Genomic DNA, 23,973 nt, shown 5'->3' on the forward strand with positions numbered 1-23,973 from the left:
TAGAAGTTATACACCTCATTGATATAAAAATAGAAATAATACAAAAACGAAAGATTAACACTATAAGAAAATACTAGAAAACAGATCGATTAATACAAATACTTTCTAACTAAAATAGATATAAAATTATTTACCAATGATAATATTTAAAAAAATAAACTACCAATTGTGATTTGTTTTTCTATTATAGAGAATCATTAAATGATCAAAGTTTAACTGAATAAAAAATTCAATAATTGAGATGAAATTAATATATATATACCACCGGGATATTGCTAATAACATCTATCCCGGTGAAAACATTATCTGTTTTTAAATACAATCTATAAAACCTACACTTACTTAAATTCAAAGCTCTTCACGAACAGCAAGACCTAAGTTTTGCAACATTGGGGCATTCTCACATGCAATATAGAATACTTCATTAATAGCACTACTATTGACATGTTGATGCCATGCCCATACAGGAACATATATCGCATCACCGGCTTTCCATGAAATATGTTGTTCACCAATGAGTGAATACCCCTCCCCATTAACGATATATATTATAGTTTCATAACTGTGTCTGTGTTTACGGGTCGATTGTCCAGGTTGTAACCCTCCCAGAGTCATACTGAGAACTTTACTAGGTAAATTAACCATAGCCACTTTATGGCGCCTTTCATTTGAGAAATTCAAATCTTGACTCACTTCAGAGTTCAATACATTTTCATGAATCAATTGAGTAGGCTTATCTTCAATTAATTCTCCGGGAACTTTACCAAAGTCTCCAGATGAGAAAAACGTTTTTTTCACTATAATTACCTCTAATATTGTAGTTTATTGTAAAGTTTGTATTTTTTAACTATCTTGAAATAATACTCAACATATTTTATCTTAGTTACCATTTCGGCCTATCTTCCCTAATTATCCTAGCAATACCATGTCATATGCTGGTAATTTCTGACAAACGTACAAGAAGTACCATCAAAATTACCGATAAGTTTTTTTATAAAATTAACTGTATCATTCTGCGTAATAACAGTGGTGGTTGAACTATATTATCGTTCTATATCCGTTATCTTTCAAGTTGCCTCTTTGTTGGCTACACTCGCTCACCCCGGTCACATCGTTATCTATACCCGTCATCTTTCAAACTGCCTCTTTGTTGGCTGCACTCACTCACCCCGGTCACATAGTTTGCTATGCTCCCGGGGATTCACTCCCTTGCCGTCGCGATCCATCTTGAAATCCATTGGGTATATACACTTTCCACAAGCGCGCTTTTCTTAATGTGCTAACACCAAACCCCAATAATATTTCGACTGCTCGCTGACTTTTTTATATGCGCACCAGATGTATTAGTTAACCATTATATTATTAACCCTATTTCATTAGCGTTAATATCTTCATCCCAGAAAATCATCCCTTACTTACCGACAATTTTATCCAATATTGAACTTATGTTGTCAGGAACCCTATCACCTCTCCAAGCAATATATTGGTCAGGACGCACTAAAAGGAGCCTGGTTTGATATAATTGCCAAGCATCATGACCGGGAAGATCAATAATCTTGACCGGAATTTTACGTTGATATGCCTGAGCTAATAATTCAGATATATCGGGAAAATGAGATCCTACCCGAAGCAAACTAAACCCGGTGCCTAAAATATCGAACAGAGATACCTTGGTGCCAGGAATAGGTGTGAGCCATAAGTGCGGCAATCTCCCTCCGGGTACACTACTTGGTTTATAATTAAGCCAATCATCATCCGGTACGGGATCGCTATTAATAATATGAGAAGAACTATCATATCGGGCACCAAGTTCCACACCGATAGAAGTAAATTGACAGCGAAAATGACTTAACTCAATATTAATCTTTTCACGCGCCAGATCACCCGCATAATCCGCATCCTCTAAATTTGCAGGCACATATAGTGATGCTGTCTGCCGGGTATAAGAACGTGCAGCGGCAGTATTTCTCCATGCAATGGGACGACGCTCGCTTTCATAAGAATCCATTAACGCATTACCTGCCCAGCCATTTATAGACGCAACAATTTTCCAAGCTAAATTGCTAGCATCGTCGATCCCTGTATGCATACCAAAACCACCGGTGGGAGCAAATAAGTGAATAGAATCTCCTGCTAAATATACCCTACCCTCAGAATATTTATCAGCAACGAGAGCAACACCGCCTTTCCATATCGTATTGCCAAGGACTAATACCTCAACATCTGAACCTATTCCTGCCTGCGCTATGCGAACGACTTCCAAATCATCGATAACTTTCCCATCCTTACTCTGAGTCACAAATAAAAAATCATCTTTACCGTCCAGGCAGATAAATAACATATTTTCCCTAGGTGAAATAATATTGTATATCCAGGATTTTTTGTCTCGTAATAATCCCTGGTGAATTCCAGGAACACGGATATAACTGGAAACCATTCCACCCGTTAGAAAACCTGCCTTAGCTTCAACGGTTCCTTCGTAAACTATACCAAGCTTAGATCGAACAAAGCTCTGTCCGCCATCACACCCAACCATATATGCAGCTTGCCAAACTTCATCTGCATACTTTCCATCAATATGCTCCGCATAAAGTTTTACTTCATCTTTATACTGGACAAAATCTTTAACGCGCCAGCCATATCTTATTGTAATATTTGGACGACTCTTTGCATGTTGTAGTAGAAACCTTTCAACATACATTTGATTTGCACGTATTATGGGTTCTGGAACGGGATCTGTCGAAGCCGCATTTTCGCGCATAGACATTTTCTCCATTTCCGACGGTAACGTAATCCGTGCAAGCTCCCATCCATTAAACTTGGTAAAATATGATACGTCCAAAGGGAACTCTTTTGGCACGCCTAATGACCGAATAGGCTGAGATATGCCTACACGACGAAAATGCTCCATAATACGGGCACTATGGGTACTGCCTTTAGGCTGCCATCGGGTCTCTTCTTCCAAATTAAAGATAACGGAACGAACACCATATAAATCCAAAAATAAAGCCAACATTAGACCAACGGGTCCACCACCAACGATGGCAACAGGTGATACAGAAATATTTTCCGAAGTCAAAATATACTCTCCTTAATAATGATTAATAGCAATAAATATTTCAGACCAAATATACCCGTCATCTTTCAAGTTGCCTCTTTGTTGGCTGTACTCTCTCACCCCGGTCACATCGTTATCTATGCTCCCGGGGATTCACTCCCTTGCCGTCGCGATACATCTTGAAATCCATAGGGTATATATTAATTAAAAAATTTATATATCTGTGAATTATCTCCTTTTCCTCGCTCCTCATATAAAACAAAATAGTTATAACCATGTTCTATGTATCATTCACTAAACACCGTTTCATTTCTCTGGCAGTTAAGCTCCACAACTCTTTTTCCTGAGTAATTGTGATACTTTCTCACTTCTTTAAGGAAACGCTTATATATCCGTTATCTTTCAAGAATAAATAAAAATGAGAGCTCAAAAAAATAACATCAAAAATTTCACTATTTTTTAATATTTAAAATAAATCATCATATCCAACAGAAACGAATTCATTTATCTTATATCACACTACACTAAACAAGGTATTCTTTATCGTTTCCTTAATGTAATAAACAATATTCTGATAATCTCCCTCTCATACTGTCATAACAATAATATACCCGTCATCTTTCAAGTTGCCTCTTTGTTGGCTGCACTCCCTCACCCCAATCACATAGTTATCTATGCTCCCGGGGATTCGCTCCCTTGCCGCCGCGATGCATCTTGAAATCCATAGGGTATAACTCTTACGTCGTAGTTTAATTCTAAAAAAGAGGTATCCTAAATTCTTAGTAAAAATACCGGTGAACTGAAAGTGAGTTGGTGGGAACACATCTTTGTGAATGTTAAAGAACCACTCCATGCGTTCAAACTCAGAGACATCGGGAGATTCAGCAAGAATCAATCTTTTTATAATTGCAATAACCGTATTTTCATAAAAACCTCCATTCACAATATTTTACCTTCGCCATAATTAACTCTAATTACTGGATGTATATACCCGTTATCTTTCAAGTTGCCTCTTTGTTGGCTGCACTCTCTCACCCCCGGTCACAGAGTTATCTATGCTCCCGGGGATTCGCTCCCTTGCCGTCGCGATCCATCTTGAAATCCATAGAGCATAATTAACAATTTCTAAAATCCCATCTGGAAATTTTTATTTCTTTCATATTTATCGAGAATTTCAGGAGAAATATCACTTACTTAGGTTTTAGAACTTTACCTATTGCCATCGAAGAAATTTGACCGAAACTATTCACAACAACGACATATTCTCTAATATAGTATTTCTTCTCGACCTTTTCCAATATTAGTTGAACAATTTATTGTCCAACAAAATTTACATCTAAATTTAACTTTCCATTCAATAGAATCAATAATTACTAATTTCGTTTTTTTATTTTTGACATCATACGAGTTCAATCCAATAATTATTACATTATATATGATTACGATCGTTTGTATTACTTATTTTGCCAAAAATATACCCACCAATGCTTTATGCTGATATTTCATCACTAGAAACTATATCAAGTAACTTTGCTGTACATGTCATTATGTACACAAAGTATCTCAATCACACTCGGATAAAAGCATCGTTACATCTGTATTTGTCCTGATATTGCTTTGATACAGTTCATTAAGCATCCCAATGCGAAAACGCACCATTTCTTCACCAACCGCAATAACATCCCCCCTTCGGTAAGGTTTCTCTTCAATCATTCGATCAATAATTTTTCTCATCGCAATTGCATGATCTTCATCCTCTTCAACATGGATTCTAAAGAAATGTAATGCATCATCAGGTGCCTTTATTAATTGCAAGGCATCTAAAATTGGGCCATAAACTAAAGGTACGATCGCCTCAGCACCTAAACACAGTGCCGCAAGCCCTCTTAGAGAATCATCACTGCGGCAGTGGCGAAACATGGCATCAATCAGTTGTTGAGTACTGTTAAGAATCGGGTCACTTTTAGGAACAGCGTTAATAGCCGTCATCGCTTTTTTATATAACTTTGCATGAGATATCTTTGCTGCATCGGTTCCTGTTAGCTCTTCCAACAGATTATGAGAAAGCAGCATAAAATCTTTTTGATCTGCTAAACCTCCCATCAATGAACACAGATAACGGGTGAAATATTGTGAATAGTAATGGTGCTGGATCATAAACTTTCTTAATAAATTCTGGTCCGCCTCTCCAGAACGGCAAGCGACCAAAAATATATTCGAATTAAGCTCCTCCAATAACACTTTAGAGAAAACATCTTGCCATAATGGAGATAAAAAATAACCGGCCTCTTCTTTAAGCTCGTTTTGAGTATTGATAGTGAGTTCCATAATAAACCCTTTTAGTAACATTCAACCGATGAAATAGATGATATACAAGCTCTTCTCAAGCCAAAAATATTAGTTCTATGTTTATGCAACCCTATCAATCTCTTAACAGAGATTGCTGTAAAGCCGTAGGTAAGAATATAGATATTAATGCTCCAACTCAGTTCTACTGTGCACTGTATTCAAAGGGATAAACGCGGCAACAAGACCAGCAGTCAGGACAAGTGAAATTTTATTTACGTTCGATCCTATGTCTATTTTGGTTTTCATGACCATTTCAATTTTCTTTCAGCCTTGAATCTGTATGGCTTTCCGCTATATATACCCGTCATCTTTCAAGTTGCCTCTTTGTTGGCTGCACTCACTCACCCCGGTCACATAGTTATCTATGCTCCCGGGGATTCGCTCCCTTGCCGCCGCGATCCATCTTGAAATCCATAGGGTATAGCAGCTAAATAAAGATAAATTTTATTTCATACTACAGATTCGCTAATAGTGAATAAATAGACCTAAAATCACTTCTGAAGTGACTTTCTTGTCACCAATAGTGACCTAATAAAAATCCCAAGAGGCCCAAATGAATAATTTGAGTGGATTCATGATCTTCATCCATGTCGCCGAAGCTCGTAGTTTTGCAACCGCAGCCCGGCAACTCGGACTCTCTCCTTCGTCCGTTAGCAAAAGCATATCCCGATTAGAGGACAAATTAGGTGTCCGCCTGCTCCAACGTAGCACCCGTAGTGTCAGTTTGACGGCGGAAGGCACACTGTTCCTTGAGCGCTGTAAACGCATCCTGGACGAGATTTCCACTGCGGAACATGAACTATTAAGCTCTATCTCTGCCCCTCAAGGCCGCCTGCGAGTAAGTTTGCCATTGCTCAGTAACCTGATGTTACCCGTATTATCTGCTTTTGTGGCTTGTTACCCACAGATAGAGCTGGAACTGGATTTTAGTGATCGATTAGTTGATGTTATCGATGAAGGCTTCGACGCCGTGGTTCGCACCGGGGAACTCAACGATTCACGACTCATGAATAAACGTATAGGGTCTAGCCGTTTTATCTATGTTGGCGCTCCAAGTTACTTTGCACAACACGGTAAACCATCACATCCCAGAGAGTTACTACACCACGCCTGCTTGATGCATCGTTTTCCCACTACCGGCCTTTTAGAGAAATGGCCGCTATGCTTAGGAAGATCCGAAATAGACATACATCTTCAAGCAAAGATAACCAGCAATCATGTCGAAACACTGCTACACATGGCGATTCAAGGCCACGGCATAGCCTGTTTGCCTGATTTTACCGTTAAACAAGCATTAGCTAGCGGTACATTGTTAACAATCTTGGATAAGTGGGCGGGTACTTCAAGCACCTTCCGTGTTCTCTGGCCATCTAACCGTTGGGTACTACCTAAAGTCAGAGCTTTTGTCGATTTCATGGCAGATAATTTATTCCCAAAAGAGAAATGAAAATGCCCATAAATGACATAATTAATCTCTTTGACTTTATTCTGTAATTCCGACACCTCGTTTATCCATGACTCAATCTTCTCTAGTAATGACAAATTTAGCCATAAAAAAACTGCACCTCAATGCTGGATTAAGTGTCCAACTTGTGAGGTACAGTTCATTATCTCAATTAATCCTGAGAAATTTTTGCCCAAGTATCACGCAGGCCAGCGGTACGGTTAAATACCAGATTTTCTGCACTGGAATGACAACTATCAGCACAGAAATAACCTTCACGCTCAAACTGATAAGTTTGTTCTGATTTAGCATCAGCTAAACTTGGCTCAACAAAGCCCTGACGGATCACCAGTGATTCTGGGTTGATTGTCGCCAGAAAATCATCCTCCGCACCTGGGTTCGGCACGCAGAACAGACGATCATACAGACGGAATTCAGCAGCAACCGCATGAACCGCACTAACCCAATGAATAACACCTTTCACTTTCCGACCATCCGCTGGATCTTTATTCAACGTTTGATCATCGTAGCTGCAATAGATTGTCGTGATATTATCGTCAGCATCTTTCTCAACGCGCTCCGCTTTAATGATATAAGCGTTACGCAGACGAACTTCTTTACCCAACACCAGACGCTTATATTGACGATTCGCCTCTTCACGGAAATCTGCTCGGTCAATATAGATCTCACGACTAAATGGCACTTCACGGCTGCCCATCTCCGGTTTGTTCGGATGATTAGGCATACTCAAAATCTGCTCCCCTTCTGGCATGTTTTCGATCACTAATCTGACCGGATCAAGAACAGCCATTGCACGAGGCGCATTTTCGTTCAGATCATCACGGATACAAGATTCCAATGCTGCCATTTCCACATTATTATCCTGCTTGGTGACACCAATACGACGACAGAATTCACGAATAGACGCGGCAGTATAACCACGACGACGCAAGCCTGAGATCGTTGGCATACGTGGGTCATCCCAACCTTCAACAATCTTATCTGCCACCAGCAGATTCAGCTTACGCTTAGACATAACCGTATATTCAAGGTTCAAGCGCGAGAATTCATATTGGCGTGGACGACAATCAATGGTGATATTTTCCAGCACCCAGTCGTACAGGCGGCGGTTATCCTGGAACTCCAGCGTACACAGCGAATGTGTAATACCTTCAAGCGCATCAGAAATACAGTGAGTAAAATCGTACATTGGGTAGATGCACCATTTGTTACCACACTGATGATGCTCTGCAAATTTAATCCGGTACAAAACCGGATCACGCATCACAATAAAAGGGGATGCCATATCAATTTTAGCGCGCAGACAAGCTTTACCTTCGTCAAATTCACCGGCACGCATTTTTTCGAACAACACCAAGTTTTCTTCAATAGTGCGGTCACGATATGGGCTATTTTTGCCCGGCTCTTTTAACGTACCACGATATTCACGGATCTCTTCCGGACTCAATTGATCAACATAAGCCAGACCTTTGTTGATCAATTCAATAGCATACTGATACAGCGTATCGAAATAATTAGAAGAGTAGCAAATATCACCGCTCCACTCAAAACCTAACCACTGAACATCATTTTTAATAGAATCGACGTATTCAACATCTTCCTTAACTGGGTTGGTATCATCAAAGCGCAGATTACACTGCCCCTGATAGTCCTTTGCAACACCGAAGTTCAAACAGATAGATTTTGCATGACCAATATGCAGATAACCATTGGGTTCAGGCGGGAAACGAGTATGTACCGATGTATGTTTACCAGTTGCCAAATCTTCGTCAATTATCTGACGAATAAAGTTTGTCGGGCGGGCGTCTGCCTCACTCATTGTTTTATACCTCAATAATGCCAAAAACGCGTCACATAACCGCCTATAATCCAACAAGCAGTGCCGAGAAACAACCATTTGTTCGTGTAAAATGGCGATTCAGTACAAAGTTGGAGCGAAAAAACACTCAACAGTAGCACATGTCAACAATACAGCTCGCTTTATTATAATTATCCGTGAAAACAAAGGAACATTGAGTAAGTTATGATAATGAAATAACCCGTGAGACTGGTTTTTAACCCATATTTCATTCAACCATAACAAATATTACCTAATAACAATCATCCAATTTTAAAAAATAAATAATTGATACTATATCTATTACCAATGACTATTTGATAAAATTAAAATAAGTCTATAATTTAAATTTCCAAATTATCTATTGATTGATGCTTTTACTCTGTAAATATAAACAAATAATTATATATATCAAATTTATTATTAAAACACTATTTATGATGTTCTAAATTGAAATTTATATAAAAAACAAAAAATAATAATAAGTTAATTTTAGAATCAATTCGATAATTCAACTATTTCACTACCGGATTTTAGCCAAATTACACTGCCATTCTAATAGGTCTTTATTTAAAAATAAATTTACAATCATGCTAATAAAATAAATCTATTCTTGTCTGTACATCACGCTATATATACCCGTAATCATTGAAGATGCTTGATTTTATCCGAAATGGAGATCATTATCCTCGCTATGAAAATATTTATTACATCAGAACAAAAAATCAAACTTGAACGTCTTCACGACACCACTCGTGATGGTCAGGTACGAGACAGAATAAAAGCGATCCTTCTGGCTTCTGAAGGGTGGAGTTCTGTGATGATAGCCCAGGCATTGCGACTCCATCAGACCACCGTTGACCGCCATATCAGTGATTACCTTAATCAAGGTAAACTTAAATCTGATAATGGAGGGTCTGATAGTTTGCTTTCCCGAGAACAAACTGATTTTTTAATCAATCACTTATCTCAACATCTTTTCCATCACACCCATGAAATCGTGGCCTATGTTGCTCAGCTCTGGAAGATTACCTTTAGCATTCCCGGCATGAATAAATGGCTACACCGTCAGGGTTTTTCTTATAAAAAACCTTGTGGCGTCCCTCATAAATTCGACGCAGAAAAACAGCGACAATTTATTGAATATTATGAGAATCTTAAAGTCACAGCGAAAGACGAACCCATCCTTTTTCTTGATGCTGTTCACCCGACTCAAGGCACCAAACTCAGTTATGGCTGGATGCGAAAAGGCGAGAAAAAAACCGTCAAAACAACAGGAAGCCGGACTCGCCTGAATATATTGGGCGCCCTCAACCTGAATGCCATTGGTCGTACGGTGTTCCAGGAATATCAGACCATCAACGACTACAACATTTGCTGTTTTTTCAATGAAATAAGAAAGTCTTATCCTGACTATCATCAAAAAATTCACCTTATTGTGGATGGAGCGGGTTACAACAAAGCTCATCTTGTGAAGGAGTGGGCTTATGTTAGCAATATTGAGTGACATTACCTTCCTCCCTATAGCCCAAATTTAAACCCGATAGAACGATTATGGAAGGTCATGAATGAACAGGTTCGAAATAACCGTTATTTCTCTGATAAACATGAATTTCGAGACAACGTCTTCAAATTTTTCACCACAACGCTACCGGATATAGCGGACTCGCTGATATCTAGAATTAACGACCATTTTCAGGTGCTAAAAACTGCATCTTGAAGTTTCTTGGGTATACCCAATAGATTTCAGGATGCATCGCGGCGGCAAGGGAGCGAATCCCCGGGAGCATAGATAACGATGCGACCGGGGTGAGTGAGTGCAGCCAACAAAGAGGCAACTTGAAAGATGACGGGTATAAACTCTTTAATTTCAAAAGCGTGTTTTGAAGCAACATCTTCCCGCGATTAACTTATTAAGTTAATTCAGTTAAAAATTTGAACCCGTTTACTATTTGAACCCATTTACTACAGATGACTCAATTTATGCAATTTTAAACAATATCGCTACAGTGATCACAATTACTCACTTATGTGTAGCTTTTTATTATTTTTCAACTAAAAATAAGTTGTATTGCTGTTATTAATGGCGAGCTATTTTTCAATAAAATTTCCTACAAATAAGGTAAGCATTATGGGTATATTCAATTACTTGCAGCGATTGGGAAAAGCATTAATGCTTCCCATTGCCACGCTTCCCGTAGCAGCACTTTTGCTACGTTTCGGCCAACCCGACGTATTTAATATTCCTTTCATCGCCAGCGCTGGCGGTGGTATTTTTGAAAACCTCCCGCTACTATTTGCATTAGGTATCGCAATAGGCTTAGCAAAAGATAATGCTGGCGCTGCCGCACTGGCAGGTGTCGTCGGTTTTTTAGTACTCACTAAAGCCACGTCAGTCATAGACTCGACTATCAATATGTCTTTTTTCGCAGGTATTATCGCAGGTATTGTTGCCGGTCATTGTTATAACCGTTTTTCAAATACACGTCTGCCAGAGTTTCTCGCTTTCTTCGCCGGTAAGCGATTAGTCCCTATCATGACCGGCATTATTTGTCTGTTCATTGCATGGATATGTGGCTATGTATGGCCATATGTCCAGCACGGTATTGATACTTTCAGCCTTTTAGTATCAAAGAGCGGCATGGCCGGATGGTTTACTTATGGTGTGCTTAACCGCTCCCTCATTCCATTTGGTTTACACTATATCCTGCATTCTGTTTTCTGGTTTAGTCTGGGTGACTGTCTGAAAATTACTTATGACTTAGCCAGTTCTGTACATAATATCTGCCTGGCACCGGATATTGTCCGTTCTCTGACCATCGGCGCAGCGGTTCCAGGTATTGATGGCTCTACTATTACCCAAATAGCCACCGATATGAGCCGCGGCGACTTGAACCGTTTCTTCGCCGGTGATCCACATGCCGGAATCTATATGGCCTGGGCTTATCCTATCTTTATGGGCGGTTTGCCCGGCGCTGCATTGGCAATGTATCTTGCAGCACCAAAGGAACGTCGTCCTCAGATTGGCGGGATGCTATTATCCGTCGCTTTAACCGCATTTTTAACCGGTATAACTGAACCAATAGAATTCTCATTCCTATTCCTGGCTCCAGCTTTATATGTTCTGCATGCCATATTGGCTGGTGTTAGCATGGTTATCGTCAATTCATTGGGTATTCTGCATGGCTTTGGATTCTCTGCCGGATTAATTGACCTTGTATTGAGCTGGGGTCTGGCAACCAAGCCGTGGTTGTTAATCCCATTAATCGCCTTATTCTTTGTACTGTATTTTGTTTGCTTCACCCTCATGATTCGTATTTTTAACTTACGTACACCAGGCCGCGAAATTGGAGAAACAACTCAAGCGACTTCCGCCTCCCAAGACAACGAAACAATTCAACATTACATTACCGCTCTTGGTGGTGCACAAAATATTCATGCCATAGATGCCTGCATTACCCGTCTCCGTTTAACCGTTGAAGACAACACACAATTGGATGAACACCGGTTAAAACAATTAGGTGCAAAAGGCATCCTGAAAATAGGTAAGCAGAGTGTTCAAGTGGTATTGGGACCCCAAGCAGAAAGTATTGCCGGGCAGATACGTACTCAGCTATCCTCAGATAGACCAGACAAAAGATCGTAGTTAAAAACACCTCGAACTTAAAAGGGAACTCATCTCTCGTTCCCTTTTATTTTTCTTGCAAAAATAAGATGACTGAATCAGTGACAAAAACAGTAAAATTCATCATTTATCCTATTAATTTTCTGGCTATTTTTTGTATCTTATTTTAATATAAAAAATATCTATGAAGTACAGCATATCTCTGCTCATAAAAATGATTTAATATTCACGCGATAAAAAGATTAGTTAATCAACTAATTTATCCAACTGCTATAATTTCTTGTTTTAAGAGGCAATTATGAGGCTGATCCCCCTAGCGAATGCAAGTGACGTTGGTAAATGGTCCGCACACTATATCGTTAGCAAAATCAATGCATTTAACCCCACCGCCGAGCACCCTTTTATTTTGGGGTTGCCAACCGGCAGTACACCACTGGCAACTTATAAGGAATTAATTGCTCTGCATAAAGCAGGGAAAGTCAGTTTTAAATATGTCGTGACATTCAATATGGACGAATATGTCGGTATCACCGAAAATCATCCACAAAGCTATCACCATTTTATGCACCAGAATTTCCTTGATCACATTGATATTCCAAAGGAAAATATCAATCTGCTCAATGGTAATGCTTCTGATGTCGAAACAGAATGTCAACGTTATGAAGACAAAATTAAATCTTACGGTCAGATTCATCTATTTATGGGGGGCGTCGGTAATGACGGTCATATTGCTTTCAATGAACCCGCATCATCCCTGACTTCCCGTACACGCATTAAAACACTTACCGTAGAAACCCGCACGGCTAACTCCCGCTTCTTCGATAATGATATTAATCAGGTGCCTAAATACGCCCTGACCGTAGGTGTAGGCACGTTAATGGATGCAGAAGAAATTATGATCCTCGCAACGGGTCTAAATAAGGCCCAAGCCATTCAGGCAGCAATTGAAGGCAATGTTAACCATATGTGGACAATAAGCTGTCTGCAAATGCATCCTAAATCCATCATTGTCTGTGACGAACCAGCAACAATGGAATTGAAGGTAAAAACAGTCAAATACTTCCATCAACTGGAAGCAGATATTATCGGCGAATTCGCTAGCAAAAAATAAGAATCTACGCAGCCTGATGTCTCTCTCAGGCTGATTACCGCCATTATCTTCAATCATCATCTCCCGATCCCATAGGAGGCTAAGATGTATGCTTTAACCAACTGCATTATATATACCGGTCACAATAGACTAGATGAGCATGCCGTTATCATTGCAGACGGCTTAATTAAACGAATTTGCCTAACACAAGAGTTACCCGAACATATTGAAAAACGTGATCTAAATGGTGCAATTCTTTGCCCCGGCTTTATTGATCTGCAAGTGAATGGTTGTGGTGGTGTTCAGTTCAACGATCAGTTGGAAAACATTTCAGAAAAAACGCTGGATATCATGCAAAGAACCAATGAACGCTCTGGCTGCACCAGCTATTTGCCGACTCTGATTACCAGCACAGACGAATTGATGATGGCCTCTGTTGAGGTAATGCGCACTTATCTTAAACATAATCAGCATCAGGCTTTAGGCTTGCATCTGGAAGGACCTTATCTCAACCCAGCAAAGAGAGGCACTCATAATCCCGAGCTTATCCGTAAGCCCACATCTGAAATGATAAATTTCCTGTGCAATAACGCTGATGTCATCACTAAGTTGACCCTCGCACCGGAAATGGTTGAGCAAAAGTATATTCAGCAGTTGGTAGAAGCCGGTATTATTGTTTCTGCCGGTCATTCAAATGCCAGTTATGAAGAGGCCCGACAAGGATTCCAAAACGGAATTACTATCTCAACCCACCTTTATAATGCCATGCCAGCTATTTCGGGACGCCAACCCGGCTTGATTGGCGCTATCTTTGATACACCTGAAATCTATGCTGGCATCATCGCTGATGGTTTACACGTTTCATGGCCAAATATTCGTAATACTAAGCGTTTGAAAAATGATAAATTAATTCTGGTAACGGATGCGACCATCCCAGCAGGACTTGATCCCGCCATCAGTAAAATGGCACATTTCACCTTTGCGGGTAAGACCATATACTATCGCAACGGATTATGTGTTGATCAAAACGGCGTTTTAAGTGGCTCCTCTCTCACTATGATAGATGCCGTTAAAAATAGCGTTGAACATGTTGGTATTGCATTGGATGAAGCACTGAGGATGGCAACTCTTTACCCTGCCCGCGCAATTGGTGTTGATAAATATCTTGGCACTGTTGAAACCGGGAAAATCGCTAACCTCTGTGTTTTCAATCACGACCTTAAAATCTGCACGACCATCGTTAACGGAAAAGAAACTGAACTTTGACGGACTAAATAGCTGATGAGTTATAACAACACACAAAAACAAATTGGTAATATTGACCTTGTAAAACAACTTAACGGGGCCGTGGTATATCGGTTGATTGATCAACAAGGGCCAATCTCTCGCATTCAAATTGCTGAGCAAAGTCAACTTGCGCCAGCCAGTGTGACTAAAATTACTCGTCAGTTACTTGAACGCGGCTTGATTAAAGAAGTCGATCAACAAGCCTCTACCGGAGGCCGCCGTGCCATTTCCATCGTTACAGAAAATCGTCACTTCCATACTGTTGGTGTCCGCCTTGGTCGCCATGATGCTACTCTTGCTCTTTATGATATGAGTGGCAAGGCATTGGTTGAAGAACATTATCCACTGCCTGAAGCGACTCAGCAAAAAGTTGAAAACCAACTTATCAACGCAATAGAAAATTTTATCCAGCAAAATCAACACAGAATCCGCGAACTGATCGCCATCTCAGTTATCCTGCCCGGATTAGTTGACCCAGATACCGGCATCGTCCGTTATATGCCTCATATCAAAGTAACCAATTGGACTCTGGTCGATAACCTGAAAAAACATTTCAACATTAGCTGTTTTGTTGGTCATGATATCCGCAGCCTGGCATTAGCTGAACACTATTTCGGTGCCACCCGTGATTGTGAAGATTCAATACTGGTACGTATCCATCGGGGTACCGGTGCCGGGGTAATTATCAATAGCCAGATACTTCTCAATAATAGAGGAAACTTAGGTGAAATTGGTCATATTCAAATTGATCCACTCGGTGAACGTTGTCACTGTGGCAATTTTGGCTGCCTGGAAACTATCGCCGCTAACTCAGCGATAGAAGCGCGAGTTCAGCATCAATTAAAGCAAGGTTTTCCAAGCCAGCTAACATTAAATAATTGCAATATCAGAGCTATCTGCCAAGCTGCTAATCAAAATGATCCTCTAGCATCTGAAGTCATAAAAAGTGTCGGCCATTACCTCGGCAAAGCTATCTCTATCGCGATTAATTTATTTAATCCACAGAAAGTTGTTCTGGCGGGAGAAATTACTGAAGCTCAGAAAGTACTCTTACCCGCTATTCAAAGTTGTATCAACTCTCAGGTCCTGAAAGAATTTCGTCAAGATCTGCCGATCGTTATTTCTGAATTAGTCCACTGTTCTGCTATTGGCGCCTTCGCTCTGACTAAACGTGCTATGCTTAATGGTGTTCTGTTACAACACTTACTCGAAAGGTAATGTTATTTTTTGTTGATTTTGTCATCAAAATGCTTACATGCCAAACAAACAAGCGACTTTAAACAGATTTCGAGAAAAAAGCAGTTGACGCATTTAACTGATATACGCATAATGCGCCCCGCAACGCCGATGAAGGTAATGCAAAAAAGATGGCTACGTAGCTCAGCTGGTTAGAGCACAGCACTCATAATGCTGGGGTCACAGGTTCGATTCCCGTCGTAGCCACCATCTTTGCGGGAGTGGCGAAATTGGTAGACGCACCAGATTTAGGTTCTGGCGCCGCAAGGTGTGCGAGTTCAAGTCTCGCCTCCCGCACCATTCATTCATCGAGTTGTCGTTATTCAGATGGGGTATCGCCAAGCGGTAAGGCACCAGGTTTTGATCCTGGCATACCCAGGTTCGAATCCTGGTACCCCAGCCATAATTCTGATAACACAATTCTGACAACATGTTGTACAGTGACCACTTTCAGTTGGGGTATCGCCAAGCGGTAAGGCACCAGGTTTTGATCCTGGCATACCCAGGTTCGAATCCTGGTACCCCAGCCACTGGATATCAATCACTGGTATTTTTTAATAGATTTTCTCACATCAAAAAAGGCTACGTAGCTCAGCTGGTTAGAGCACAGCACTCATAATGCTGGGGTCACAGGTTCGATTCCCGTCGTAGCCACCACTTATTGGGGTATCGCCAAGCGGTAAGGCACCGGATTCTGATTCCGGCATTCCCAGGTTCGAATCCTGGTACCCCAGCCATATTTATCAATGTGTTACGTGAAGTGATATGTTGAAAAAATCCACAGAAAGAATAGAAAAAGAATATACAGGTAGAATATCTTTTGATGTAGAGGGCCACCGAGAGGTGTCTTTTGCTTTCCAGCCCCCTATCTTTTCTTGCTTGCTTGTTAATTACTGCATATAAAGAAAAACAAATTATCCACGCCATAATTAATATAGATTTACGACGTGCTTGTGAGCTTCACTACCAATCTATACGTTACAATCCTAACGCATACTTAAGCACCGTTTTTTTCATTACGCCAGCCCGTTGAGCTGCCATCAGCGCCAGATTACGAGCAACTTTCAGCCCTGGCAATTCATTACTGAACACGGTGTAAAATAGATCCATTCCAGCTTGCATCATTCGGTTATCCGGCATTCTACGACGCTGATAACGCATCAATACTTCCAATGAATCCCACTGCTCTGTTAATTCTCTCGCCTTCACCAAAACATCAAGCAGAGTATTCACATCCCGATAACCAAGATTTACGCCTTGCCCGGCCAGCGGATTAATGGTATGAGCTGCATCCCCCAACAATACTAATCCTTCACGCACATAACTGTTAGCATGATGACGAGTCAAAGGAAATGAACCGGCGGCAACGGGAGTCACTTTACCTAACCGTATAGGAAATGCCTGGAAAATCTCCTGTTCAAGTTGAGCCATTGACATTGCCTGTAATTGTCGTATGCGTGCCGGTTTGTCGTACCACACCAGCGAAGCCCATTGATCAAACAGTGGAAGAAACGCTCTCGGGCCAGAAGGAAAAAACTGCTGCCAAGTAATATCCTGCTGGGGCTGTTCTGTTTTTACCGTGATCAACATACAAGACTGTCTGTACTGCCAGCCACGACTGCCAATTCCTGCCATTTGCCGAACCTGAGAACGAGCACCATCAGCCCCGACAATCAAACGAGCAGCCATCTCCGTTCCATCAGCCAGAGTCACTAACCAACCCACTTTCTGCCACTGCATTGCTTGCAATACTGCCGGGCATAGCAAAGTCAAATTGGGATATTTTTCAAACTGCTGCCACAGAGCCAGTTGCAAGATACGGTTTTCAACCATATAGCCCAACTCAGGCAGCCCTAAACTTTGAGCATCAAACACCAAATTAGAATCATTCTGTTCCCAAGTCTCTAATGTACGATACGGCGCACTGCGCATCTGTAATACCCCATCCCATGCGCCAAGTTGTTTGAGCAAATCTACAGAAGCACAACTGATTGCTGATACACGCACATCAGGCTGACTCTGTGCATCATAAGATTGTGGTGGTTGATGATCCAATAAAGCAACTGTCCAACCTTCCTGTGCCAACCCCAATGCTGTTGCAGCGCCGATCATGCCAGCACCGACCACCACTACATCAAAAATCTGTTGTGAATTATTCATATCAACCATGCTATTAACCCATTGATTAGTACAGTGTACCGAATTTTTAATTCTCCGGTAGAGAATATCCTGTTTAACAGTCTGGTCACTGCTCCTGCAAATGACTACAATATCCGACAACTTTATGCCTAATACACAATTGCTTTTGCCGTGTAATAACACTTTTCAGCGCGGTAGAAAGCTCGGATGCACAAGAAAATGTCGACGATAAAAAAACTGTATATTAAAACTTGGGGCTGTCAGATGAATGAATATGATTCATCTAAAATGGCCGACCTGCTGGAAAGTACTCACGGTTATCAGTTAACCGATGTCGCCGAAGAAGCAGACATTTTGCTATTGAATACCTGTTCAATCCGCGAAAAAGCACAGGAAAAGGTTTTCCATCAATTAGGCCGCTGGAAAAACCTAAAAGATACTAATCCAGATCTCATCATTGGAGTCGGTGGCTGTGTAGCCTCTCAGGAAGGCGATTTCATCCGGCAACGCGCTCAATGTGTAGATATCATTTTCGGGCCGCAAACATTGCATCGTTTACCTGAAATGATCAACCAGGTGAAAGGTACCCGCAGCCCGGTTGTTGATATCAGCTTCCCGGAAATCGAGAAATTTGACCGTCTACCGGAGCCGCGTGCTGAAGGTCCATCTGCATTCGTTTCTATTATGGAAGGTTGCAACAAATACTGTACTTTCTGTGTCGTACCTTATACCCGCGGAGAAGAAGTTAGCCGCCCATGTGATGATGTTCTGTTTGAAATCGCTCAACTTGCCGCTCAAGGCGTACGCGAAGTCAACCTTCTCGGTCAGAATGTGAACGCCTATCGTGGTGCCACTTATGATGGTGATATCTGCTCTTTCGCTGAGTTAATTCGTTTGGTAGCGGCTATAGATGGTATTGATCGTATTCGCTTTACGACTAGCCACCCAATTGAATTTACAGACGATATTATTGCCGTTTACGAAGATACACCGGAATTGGTTAGCTTCCTACATTTACCGGTGCAAAGTGGCTCGGACCGTATTCTAACGTTGATGAAACGCGCACATACAGCCCTTGAGTATAAAAGCATTATTCGCAAACTGCGTAAAGCACGTCCTGATATCTTGATAAGCTCTGACTTCATTATCGGATTCCCTGGTGAAACCCAAGATGACTTCGAGAAAACCATGAAACTGATCGCTGATGTCAATTTCGACATGAGCTACAGCTTCATCTATTCTGCTCGTCCGGGAACGCCAGCAGCCGATCTGCCTGATGACGTTAGTGAAGAAGAGAAAAAACAGCGCCTTTACCTGTTACAACAACGTATCAACCAACAAGCTATGAGCTACAGCCGTGCTATGTTGGGCAGTGTACAACGTATTCTGGTTGAAGGAACTTCCCGTAAGAATGTGATGGAACTTTCTGGCCGTACCGAAAACAATCGGGTTGTCAACTTTGAAGGCCAACCTGATATGATTGGCAAATTCGTTGATGTTGAAATTGTTGATGTCTACGCCAACTCACTACGCGGTAAAGTTATCCGTACCGAAGATCAAATGGATCTTCGTATACACGAATCACCTGAGTCCGTTATAGCCCGTACCCGTAAAGAAGACGAAATCGGGGTCGGCACTTATCAGCCCTAAATATAGAGATAATCAGTGACTCAACAAATTCATTCACAAATAGCAACCCAGGAAATTTTCCTCGAACCCGCCGACAATCAGCGCCTAATGAGCCTGTGTGGTCCGTTTGATGACAATTTGAAGCAGCTTGAACGCCGGTTAGGTATTGAAATTAGCCGTCGTGATAACCGTTTTAAACTGATGGGCAAACCGCTGTGTGTTAGCGCAGCCACCAATATCCTACAGCATTTATATGTGGAAACTTCCCCTGTCCGTGGCGTGATCCCTGATGTCAAGCCAGAACAAATTCATCTGGCAATTACCGAAAGCCGGGTTCTGGAACAAACCGCCGAGAGCATACCCGAATACGGTAAATCCGTTAATATTCGCACCAAACGCGGCATGGTAAAACCACGCACGCCCAATCAGGCACAGTATATTGCCAATATTCTTAGCCACGATATTACGTTTGGGATTGGCCCTGCCGGCACAGGAAAAACTTACCTGGCCGTTGCTGCTGCGGTTGATGCACTGGAACGACAAGAGATTCGCCGTATCCTGCTAACCCGTCCGGCTGTCGAAGCAGGCGAAAAATTGGGTTTCCTACCGGGTGACCTGAGCCAAAAAGTGGATCCGTACTTGCGCCCACTCTACGACGCTTTGTTTGAAATGCTCGGTTTTGAAAAAGTTGAAAAGCTGATCGAACGTAACGTTATTGAAGTTGCCCCATTAGCTTATATGCGAGGACGAACCCTGAACGACGCTTTTATTATTCTGGATGAGAGCCAGAATACAACCATCGAACAGATGAAGATGTTCCTGACTCGTATCGGCTTCAACTCCAAAGCAGTTGTTACCGGTGACGTTACGCAGATTGACCTGCCTCGTGGGCAAAAATCCGGCCTACGCCATGCCACTGAAGTTCTATCAGGCGTCGGTGAGCTGAGTTTCAATTTTTTCCACAGTGATGATGTTGTCCGTCACCCAGTGGTTGCCAAAGTCGTTATTGCCTATGAAGAGTGGGAAGCAACCGAGCAAAAACGCAAACAAACACTCAGTGAACAACGCAAGCAGGAAGCACAATGAGTTCAGTCATACTTGATTTACAAATTGCCTGTGAGCATTCACAAGGTCTTCCTAAAGAAACCCTATTCCAGCACTGGCTGGATGGGGTTTTACCGCAATTTCAATCTGAAAGTGAAGTCACTATCCGTATTGTTGATGAGGCAGAAAGTCACGATTTAAATCTGACCTACCGTGGTAAAAATAAGCCAACAAATGTGTTATCTTTCCCATTTGAGGCACCACCAGAGATTGATTTACCCCTGCTTGGCGATTTAATTATCTGTCGTCAGGTCGTTGAAAAAGAAGCGGAGGAACAACAAAAAACAATAGAAGAACATTGGGCGCATATGGTGGTCCACGGATGCCTACATCTGCTGGGCTATGATCATATCGAAGATGATGAAGCTGAAGAAATGGAATCTTTGGAAACAGAAATTATGCAAAAGTTAGGTTATGCTGACCCCTATCTTGCAGAAAAAGAGTAACCATTCGTACCATTTTTATGCTAAAAAATACCAACAATAACTTATTTAATGGGAAATTTTCATTAAAACGCCATGAGCGACGACCATCCTTCAAGTAATGACAACCCTAGCCCTAAGAAAGGGTTTTTCACTCTTCTTCTTAACCAACTTTTTCACGGTGAGCCAAAAAGCCGTGATGAACTGGTGGAACTGATCCGTGACTCTGAACAAAACGATCTGATTGATCCTGATACCCGCGATATGCTCGAAGGGGTAATGGATATTTCCGATCAGCGTGTTCGGGATATCATGATCCCCCGTTCTCAAATCGTTACCTTAAAACGTAATCAAACCCTGGACGAATGTCTGGATGTGATTATCGATTCGGCTCACTCTCGTTTCCCTGTGATCAGTGAAGATAAAGATCATATTGAAGGGATTTTAATGGCAAAAGACCTATTGCCATTTATGCGCACCGACTCCCCACCATTCAGCATAGATAAGGTTCTGCGTCAGGCTGTCGTTGTACCTGAAAGTAAACGGGTTGACCGCATGCTGAAAGAATTCCGTTCTCAACGTTATCATATGGCAATTGTCATTGATGAGTTTGGTGGTGTATCGGGCCTAGTCACTATCGAAGATATTCTTGAATTGATCGTCGGTGAAATTGAAGACGAATACGATGAAGAAGAAGATGTCGATATTCGTGCCTTGAGCCGTCATACCTATACGGTACGAGCACTGACTCAGATTGAAGACTTTAATGAAGCCTTTAGCACCCAATTCAGTGATGAAGAAGTGGATACTATTGGTGGTCTGGTTATGCAGGCATTCGGTCATTTACCCGCCAGAGGAGAGTCCGTTGATATCAACGGCTATCTCTTTAAAGTTGCTATGGCCGACAGCCGAAGAATTATTCAAGTTTATGTTACGATACCGGACGATGCGCCAATACCTAACCTTGAAGAAGAATAAAATCTGAATGAACAAAGCTTCATTATTAAATTGCCAGCGGCTACGCGCCTTACTGGCACTGTTTTTTGGAGCCAGTGGAACACTGGCTTTTTCACCTTTTGACTTCTGGCCTGCCGCGATTATCTCCCTGTTTGGACTACAACTTCTGACTTTAAACAGAACACCCCGACAAGCGGCATTTATTGCTTTTTGTTGGGGATTCGGTCTGTTCGGCAGTGGTACAAACTGGGTGTATGTCAGTATTGCTAATTTCGGTGGCATGCCAACCACAGTCAATATTCTGCTGGTCATATTACTTGCCGCCTATCTCTCGCTCTATCCTGCTTTATTCGCTGCCTTACTCAATCGTTTCTTCGCAAAAACGAACGGGTTGAGGCTGGCTGTAGCAGCACCTGCATTATGGCAACTCACCGAATTCCTGCGAGGCTGGATTCTAACCGGTTTCCCCTGGCTACAATTCGGCTACAGTCAATTAGATGGTCCAATGAAAGCCATTGCACCAATTTTGGGTGTTGAGGCCATCACTTTCCTGTTAATGGCTCTCAGCGGGTTATTCGTTCTGGCCGTCATACATCGGAAAATAGTCGCTGGTATTATCGCTGTCGCCATTCTGCTATTACCATGGCCAATACGCCATTATCAGTGGTACAGCCTGCTATCTGAAAAAACTGTTGATGTCGCGCTGATTCAGGGAAATATTCCACAATCCCTGAAATGGGACCCTAAAATGCTCAGCGAAACTATGGACATCTACATGGGCAACAGCCTGCCATACATCGGCAAAATGCCGATAATCATCTGGCCGGAGTCTGCTATTCCTTCATTGGAAAGTTATCAACGCCACTTTCTAACAAAATTGGATGAACTGTTACGCAATCAACATACCAGCCTCATTACCGGTATTGTCGATGAAAGAGCCGTTGGCGACCGTGATAAGATCTATAACAGTGTGATTGTCCTCGGCGATAAAATACCTTATCAATATCCGGCAGCTATTCGCTACGATAAATATCATCTGGTACCATTCGGTGAATTTGTTCCGCTAGAATCCCTACTCCGGCCTCTGGCACCATTCTTCAACTTACCCATGTCTTCATTCAGCCGTGGCAACTACATTCAACCACAGCTTTCTGTTGCAGGATATAACCTAACCACCGCTATTTGTTATGAAATTATACTGGGTGAACAAGTTCGGGCGAATTTCAAACCGGATACCGAATTCTTACTCACTGTTTCCAATGATGCTTGGTTTGGTGGTTCAATTGGCCCTTGGCAACATTTCCAAATGGCGCGCATGCGTTCCCTTGAATTAGGACGCCCGTTACTACGTGGTACCAATAACGGCATTACAGCTGTTATCCGCCCGGACGGAGAAGTGCAAGCAGCACTCCCACAATTTACCCGTAATGTCTTGGTAGCTAAAGTGACACCTGCAACCGGGATAACGCCCTATGCACGCTGGGGTAACTGGCCGTTATGGATAATTACCGTATCATTTTCTCTGTTTGCCTTAACGTATAACCGCCGTAAATCTTAATTCAAATATCCATCTTGATTCGAATGTCTAGACAGTCAAAAGGGAGCAAAACTGCTCCCTTGAAATTGTCGATTTAACATTATTAATCGGCCTTATCAACCTATAGAATCGTCTGGCAATTGGCATGAAATATACCTTGCCCAATTCAGCCATTGACCCATGCTAACCCTCAATCACTGATATCACTCTATGTATACAAGTAACCTACTTAAACAAC

Annotated in this window: 16 protein-coding genes, 6 tRNA genes and 1 pseudogene; 17 read left to right on the top strand and 6 right to left on the bottom strand. The window is 41.7% G+C overall.

Annotated features, from left to right (window positions below; all coding sequences use genetic code 11):
- Nucleotides 1-348: 348 nt before the first annotated feature.
- The 4 genes from AACQ38_RS15950 to AACQ38_RS15965 form a co-directional block, all read right to left on the bottom strand.
- Nucleotides 349-798, bottom strand: a complete 450-nt coding sequence (locus AACQ38_RS15950; RefSeq protein WP_011145646.1) for a cupin domain-containing protein — start codon at nucleotides 796-798, stop codon at nucleotides 349-351.
- 613 nt (nucleotides 799-1,411) lie between these two features.
- Nucleotides 1,412-3,079: an FAD-dependent oxidoreductase gene (locus AACQ38_RS15955; protein WP_165578576.1), complete on the bottom strand. Its 1,668-nt coding sequence runs from the start codon at nucleotides 3,077-3,079 to the stop codon at nucleotides 1,412-1,414.
- Between the two features lie 565 nt (nucleotides 3,080-3,644).
- Complete coding sequence (locus AACQ38_RS15960) at nucleotides 3,645-4,001, bottom strand: hypothetical protein (RefSeq protein ID WP_165578577.1); 357 nt, start codon at nucleotides 3,999-4,001, stop codon at nucleotides 3,645-3,647.
- Between the two features lie 620 nt (nucleotides 4,002-4,621).
- Nucleotides 4,622-5,386 carry a TenA family transcriptional regulator gene (locus AACQ38_RS15965; RefSeq protein WP_011145644.1) on the bottom strand — a complete coding sequence of 255 codons (765 nt, stop codon included), beginning with the start codon at nucleotides 5,384-5,386 and terminating at the stop codon, nucleotides 4,622-4,624.
- A gap of 574 nt (nucleotides 5,387-5,960) precedes the next feature.
- Between AACQ38_RS15965 and AACQ38_RS15970 the strand changes: the two genes are divergently transcribed.
- On the top strand, nucleotides 5,961-6,854 hold the full coding sequence (locus tag AACQ38_RS15970; protein ID WP_165578578.1) for a LysR family transcriptional regulator: 894 nt from the start codon (nucleotides 5,961-5,963) through the stop codon (nucleotides 6,852-6,854).
- 169 nt (nucleotides 6,855-7,023) lie between these two features.
- Here the strand turns inward: AACQ38_RS15970 and glnS are convergent, their stop codons facing one another.
- Nucleotides 7,024-8,691: a glutamine--tRNA ligase gene (gene glnS, locus AACQ38_RS15975; protein WP_165578579.1), complete on the bottom strand. Its 1,668-nt coding sequence runs from the start codon at nucleotides 8,689-8,691 to the stop codon at nucleotides 7,024-7,026.
- 712 nt (nucleotides 8,692-9,403) lie between these two features.
- Here glnS and AACQ38_RS15980 point away from each other — a divergent pair.
- From AACQ38_RS15980 to AACQ38_RS16030, 11 genes and pseudogenes are all read left to right on the top strand, one after another.
- Nucleotides 9,404-10,429, top strand: a pseudogene (locus AACQ38_RS15980) (IS630-like element ISPlu3 family transposase).
- 411 nt (nucleotides 10,430-10,840) lie between these two features.
- Complete coding sequence (gene nagE, locus AACQ38_RS15985) at nucleotides 10,841-12,355, top strand: N-acetylglucosamine-specific PTS transporter subunit IIBC (RefSeq protein ID WP_165578580.1); 1,515 nt, start codon at nucleotides 10,841-10,843, stop codon at nucleotides 12,353-12,355.
- A gap of 277 nt (nucleotides 12,356-12,632) precedes the next feature.
- Entirely contained in the window at nucleotides 12,633-13,445 is an 813-nt protein-coding gene (gene nagB, locus AACQ38_RS15990) for a glucosamine-6-phosphate deaminase (RefSeq protein WP_011145640.1), read from the top strand.
- 84 nt (nucleotides 13,446-13,529) lie between these two features.
- Nucleotides 13,530-14,690 (top strand): N-acetylglucosamine-6-phosphate deacetylase, encoded by a 1,161-nt coding sequence (gene nagA, locus AACQ38_RS15995; protein WP_011145639.1) that lies wholly within the window; start codon nucleotides 13,530-13,532, stop codon nucleotides 14,688-14,690.
- Between the two features lie 15 nt (nucleotides 14,691-14,705).
- The gene (gene nagC / locus AACQ38_RS16000) at nucleotides 14,706-15,929 is read left to right on the top strand and encodes a DNA-binding transcriptional regulator NagC (protein WP_011145638.1); all 1,224 of its coding nucleotides are present in this window, start codon (nucleotides 14,706-14,708) and stop codon (nucleotides 15,927-15,929) included.
- Nucleotides 15,930-16,080: 151 nt separating this feature from the next.
- Nucleotides 16,081-16,157, top strand: a tRNA-Met gene (locus tag AACQ38_RS16005).
- A 5-nt stretch (nucleotides 16,158-16,162) separates the two neighbouring features.
- A tRNA-Leu gene (locus AACQ38_RS16010) sits at nucleotides 16,163-16,247 on the top strand.
- A gap of 28 nt (nucleotides 16,248-16,275) precedes the next feature.
- A tRNA-Gln gene (locus AACQ38_RS16015) sits at nucleotides 16,276-16,350 on the top strand.
- Nucleotides 16,351-16,402: 52 nt separating this feature from the next.
- Nucleotides 16,403-16,477 (top strand) — tRNA-Gln (locus AACQ38_RS16020).
- Nucleotides 16,478-16,527: 50 nt separating this feature from the next.
- Nucleotides 16,528-16,604: transfer RNA gene (locus AACQ38_RS16025), tRNA-Met, on the top strand.
- 5 nt (nucleotides 16,605-16,609) lie between these two features.
- Nucleotides 16,610-16,684, top strand: a tRNA-Gln gene (locus tag AACQ38_RS16030).
- Nucleotides 16,685-16,925: 241 nt separating this feature from the next.
- On the opposite strand, the gene ubiF is transcribed toward AACQ38_RS16030, so the two are convergent.
- Complete coding sequence (gene ubiF, locus AACQ38_RS16035) at nucleotides 16,926-18,107, bottom strand: 3-demethoxyubiquinol 3-hydroxylase (protein ID WP_165578596.1); 1,182 nt, start codon at nucleotides 18,105-18,107, stop codon at nucleotides 16,926-16,928.
- Nucleotides 18,108-18,305: 198 nt separating this feature from the next.
- Here ubiF and miaB point away from each other — a divergent pair, with 198 nt between their 5' ends.
- The 5 genes from miaB (at nucleotide 18,306) to lnt (ending at nucleotide 23,756) form a co-directional block, all read left to right on the top strand.
- The gene (miaB, locus tag AACQ38_RS16040) at nucleotides 18,306-19,736 is read left to right on the top strand and encodes a tRNA (N6-isopentenyl adenosine(37)-C2)-methylthiotransferase MiaB (RefSeq protein ID WP_011145636.1); all 1,431 of its coding nucleotides are present in this window, start codon (nucleotides 18,306-18,308) and stop codon (nucleotides 19,734-19,736) included.
- Nucleotides 19,737-19,823: 87 nt separating this feature from the next.
- On the top strand, nucleotides 19,824-20,801 hold the full coding sequence (locus AACQ38_RS16045; protein ID WP_049789758.1) for a PhoH family protein: 978 nt from the start codon (nucleotides 19,824-19,826) through the stop codon (nucleotides 20,799-20,801).
- Nucleotides 20,798-21,265, top strand: coding sequence for an rRNA maturation RNase YbeY (gene ybeY, locus AACQ38_RS16050; protein WP_011145634.1), 468 nt, complete (start codon nucleotides 20,798-20,800; stop codon nucleotides 21,263-21,265). Before AACQ38_RS16045 ends, ybeY begins: the two co-directional genes overlap by 4 nt.
- A gap of 72 nt (nucleotides 21,266-21,337) precedes the next feature.
- Nucleotides 21,338-22,219, top strand: coding sequence for a CNNM family magnesium/cobalt transport protein CorC (gene corC / locus AACQ38_RS16055; RefSeq protein ID WP_011145633.1), 882 nt, complete (start codon nucleotides 21,338-21,340; stop codon nucleotides 22,217-22,219).
- A gap of 7 nt (nucleotides 22,220-22,226) precedes the next feature.
- Nucleotides 22,227-23,756, top strand: coding sequence for an apolipoprotein N-acyltransferase (lnt, locus tag AACQ38_RS16060; RefSeq protein ID WP_011145632.1), 1,530 nt, complete (start codon nucleotides 22,227-22,229; stop codon nucleotides 23,754-23,756).
- Nucleotides 23,757-23,973: the final 217 nt, after the last annotated feature.

This window comes from Photorhabdus sp. RW14-46 (assembly GCF_963887965.1).
Lineage (GTDB): Bacteria > Pseudomonadota > Gammaproteobacteria > Enterobacterales > Enterobacteriaceae > Photorhabdus > Photorhabdus laumondii.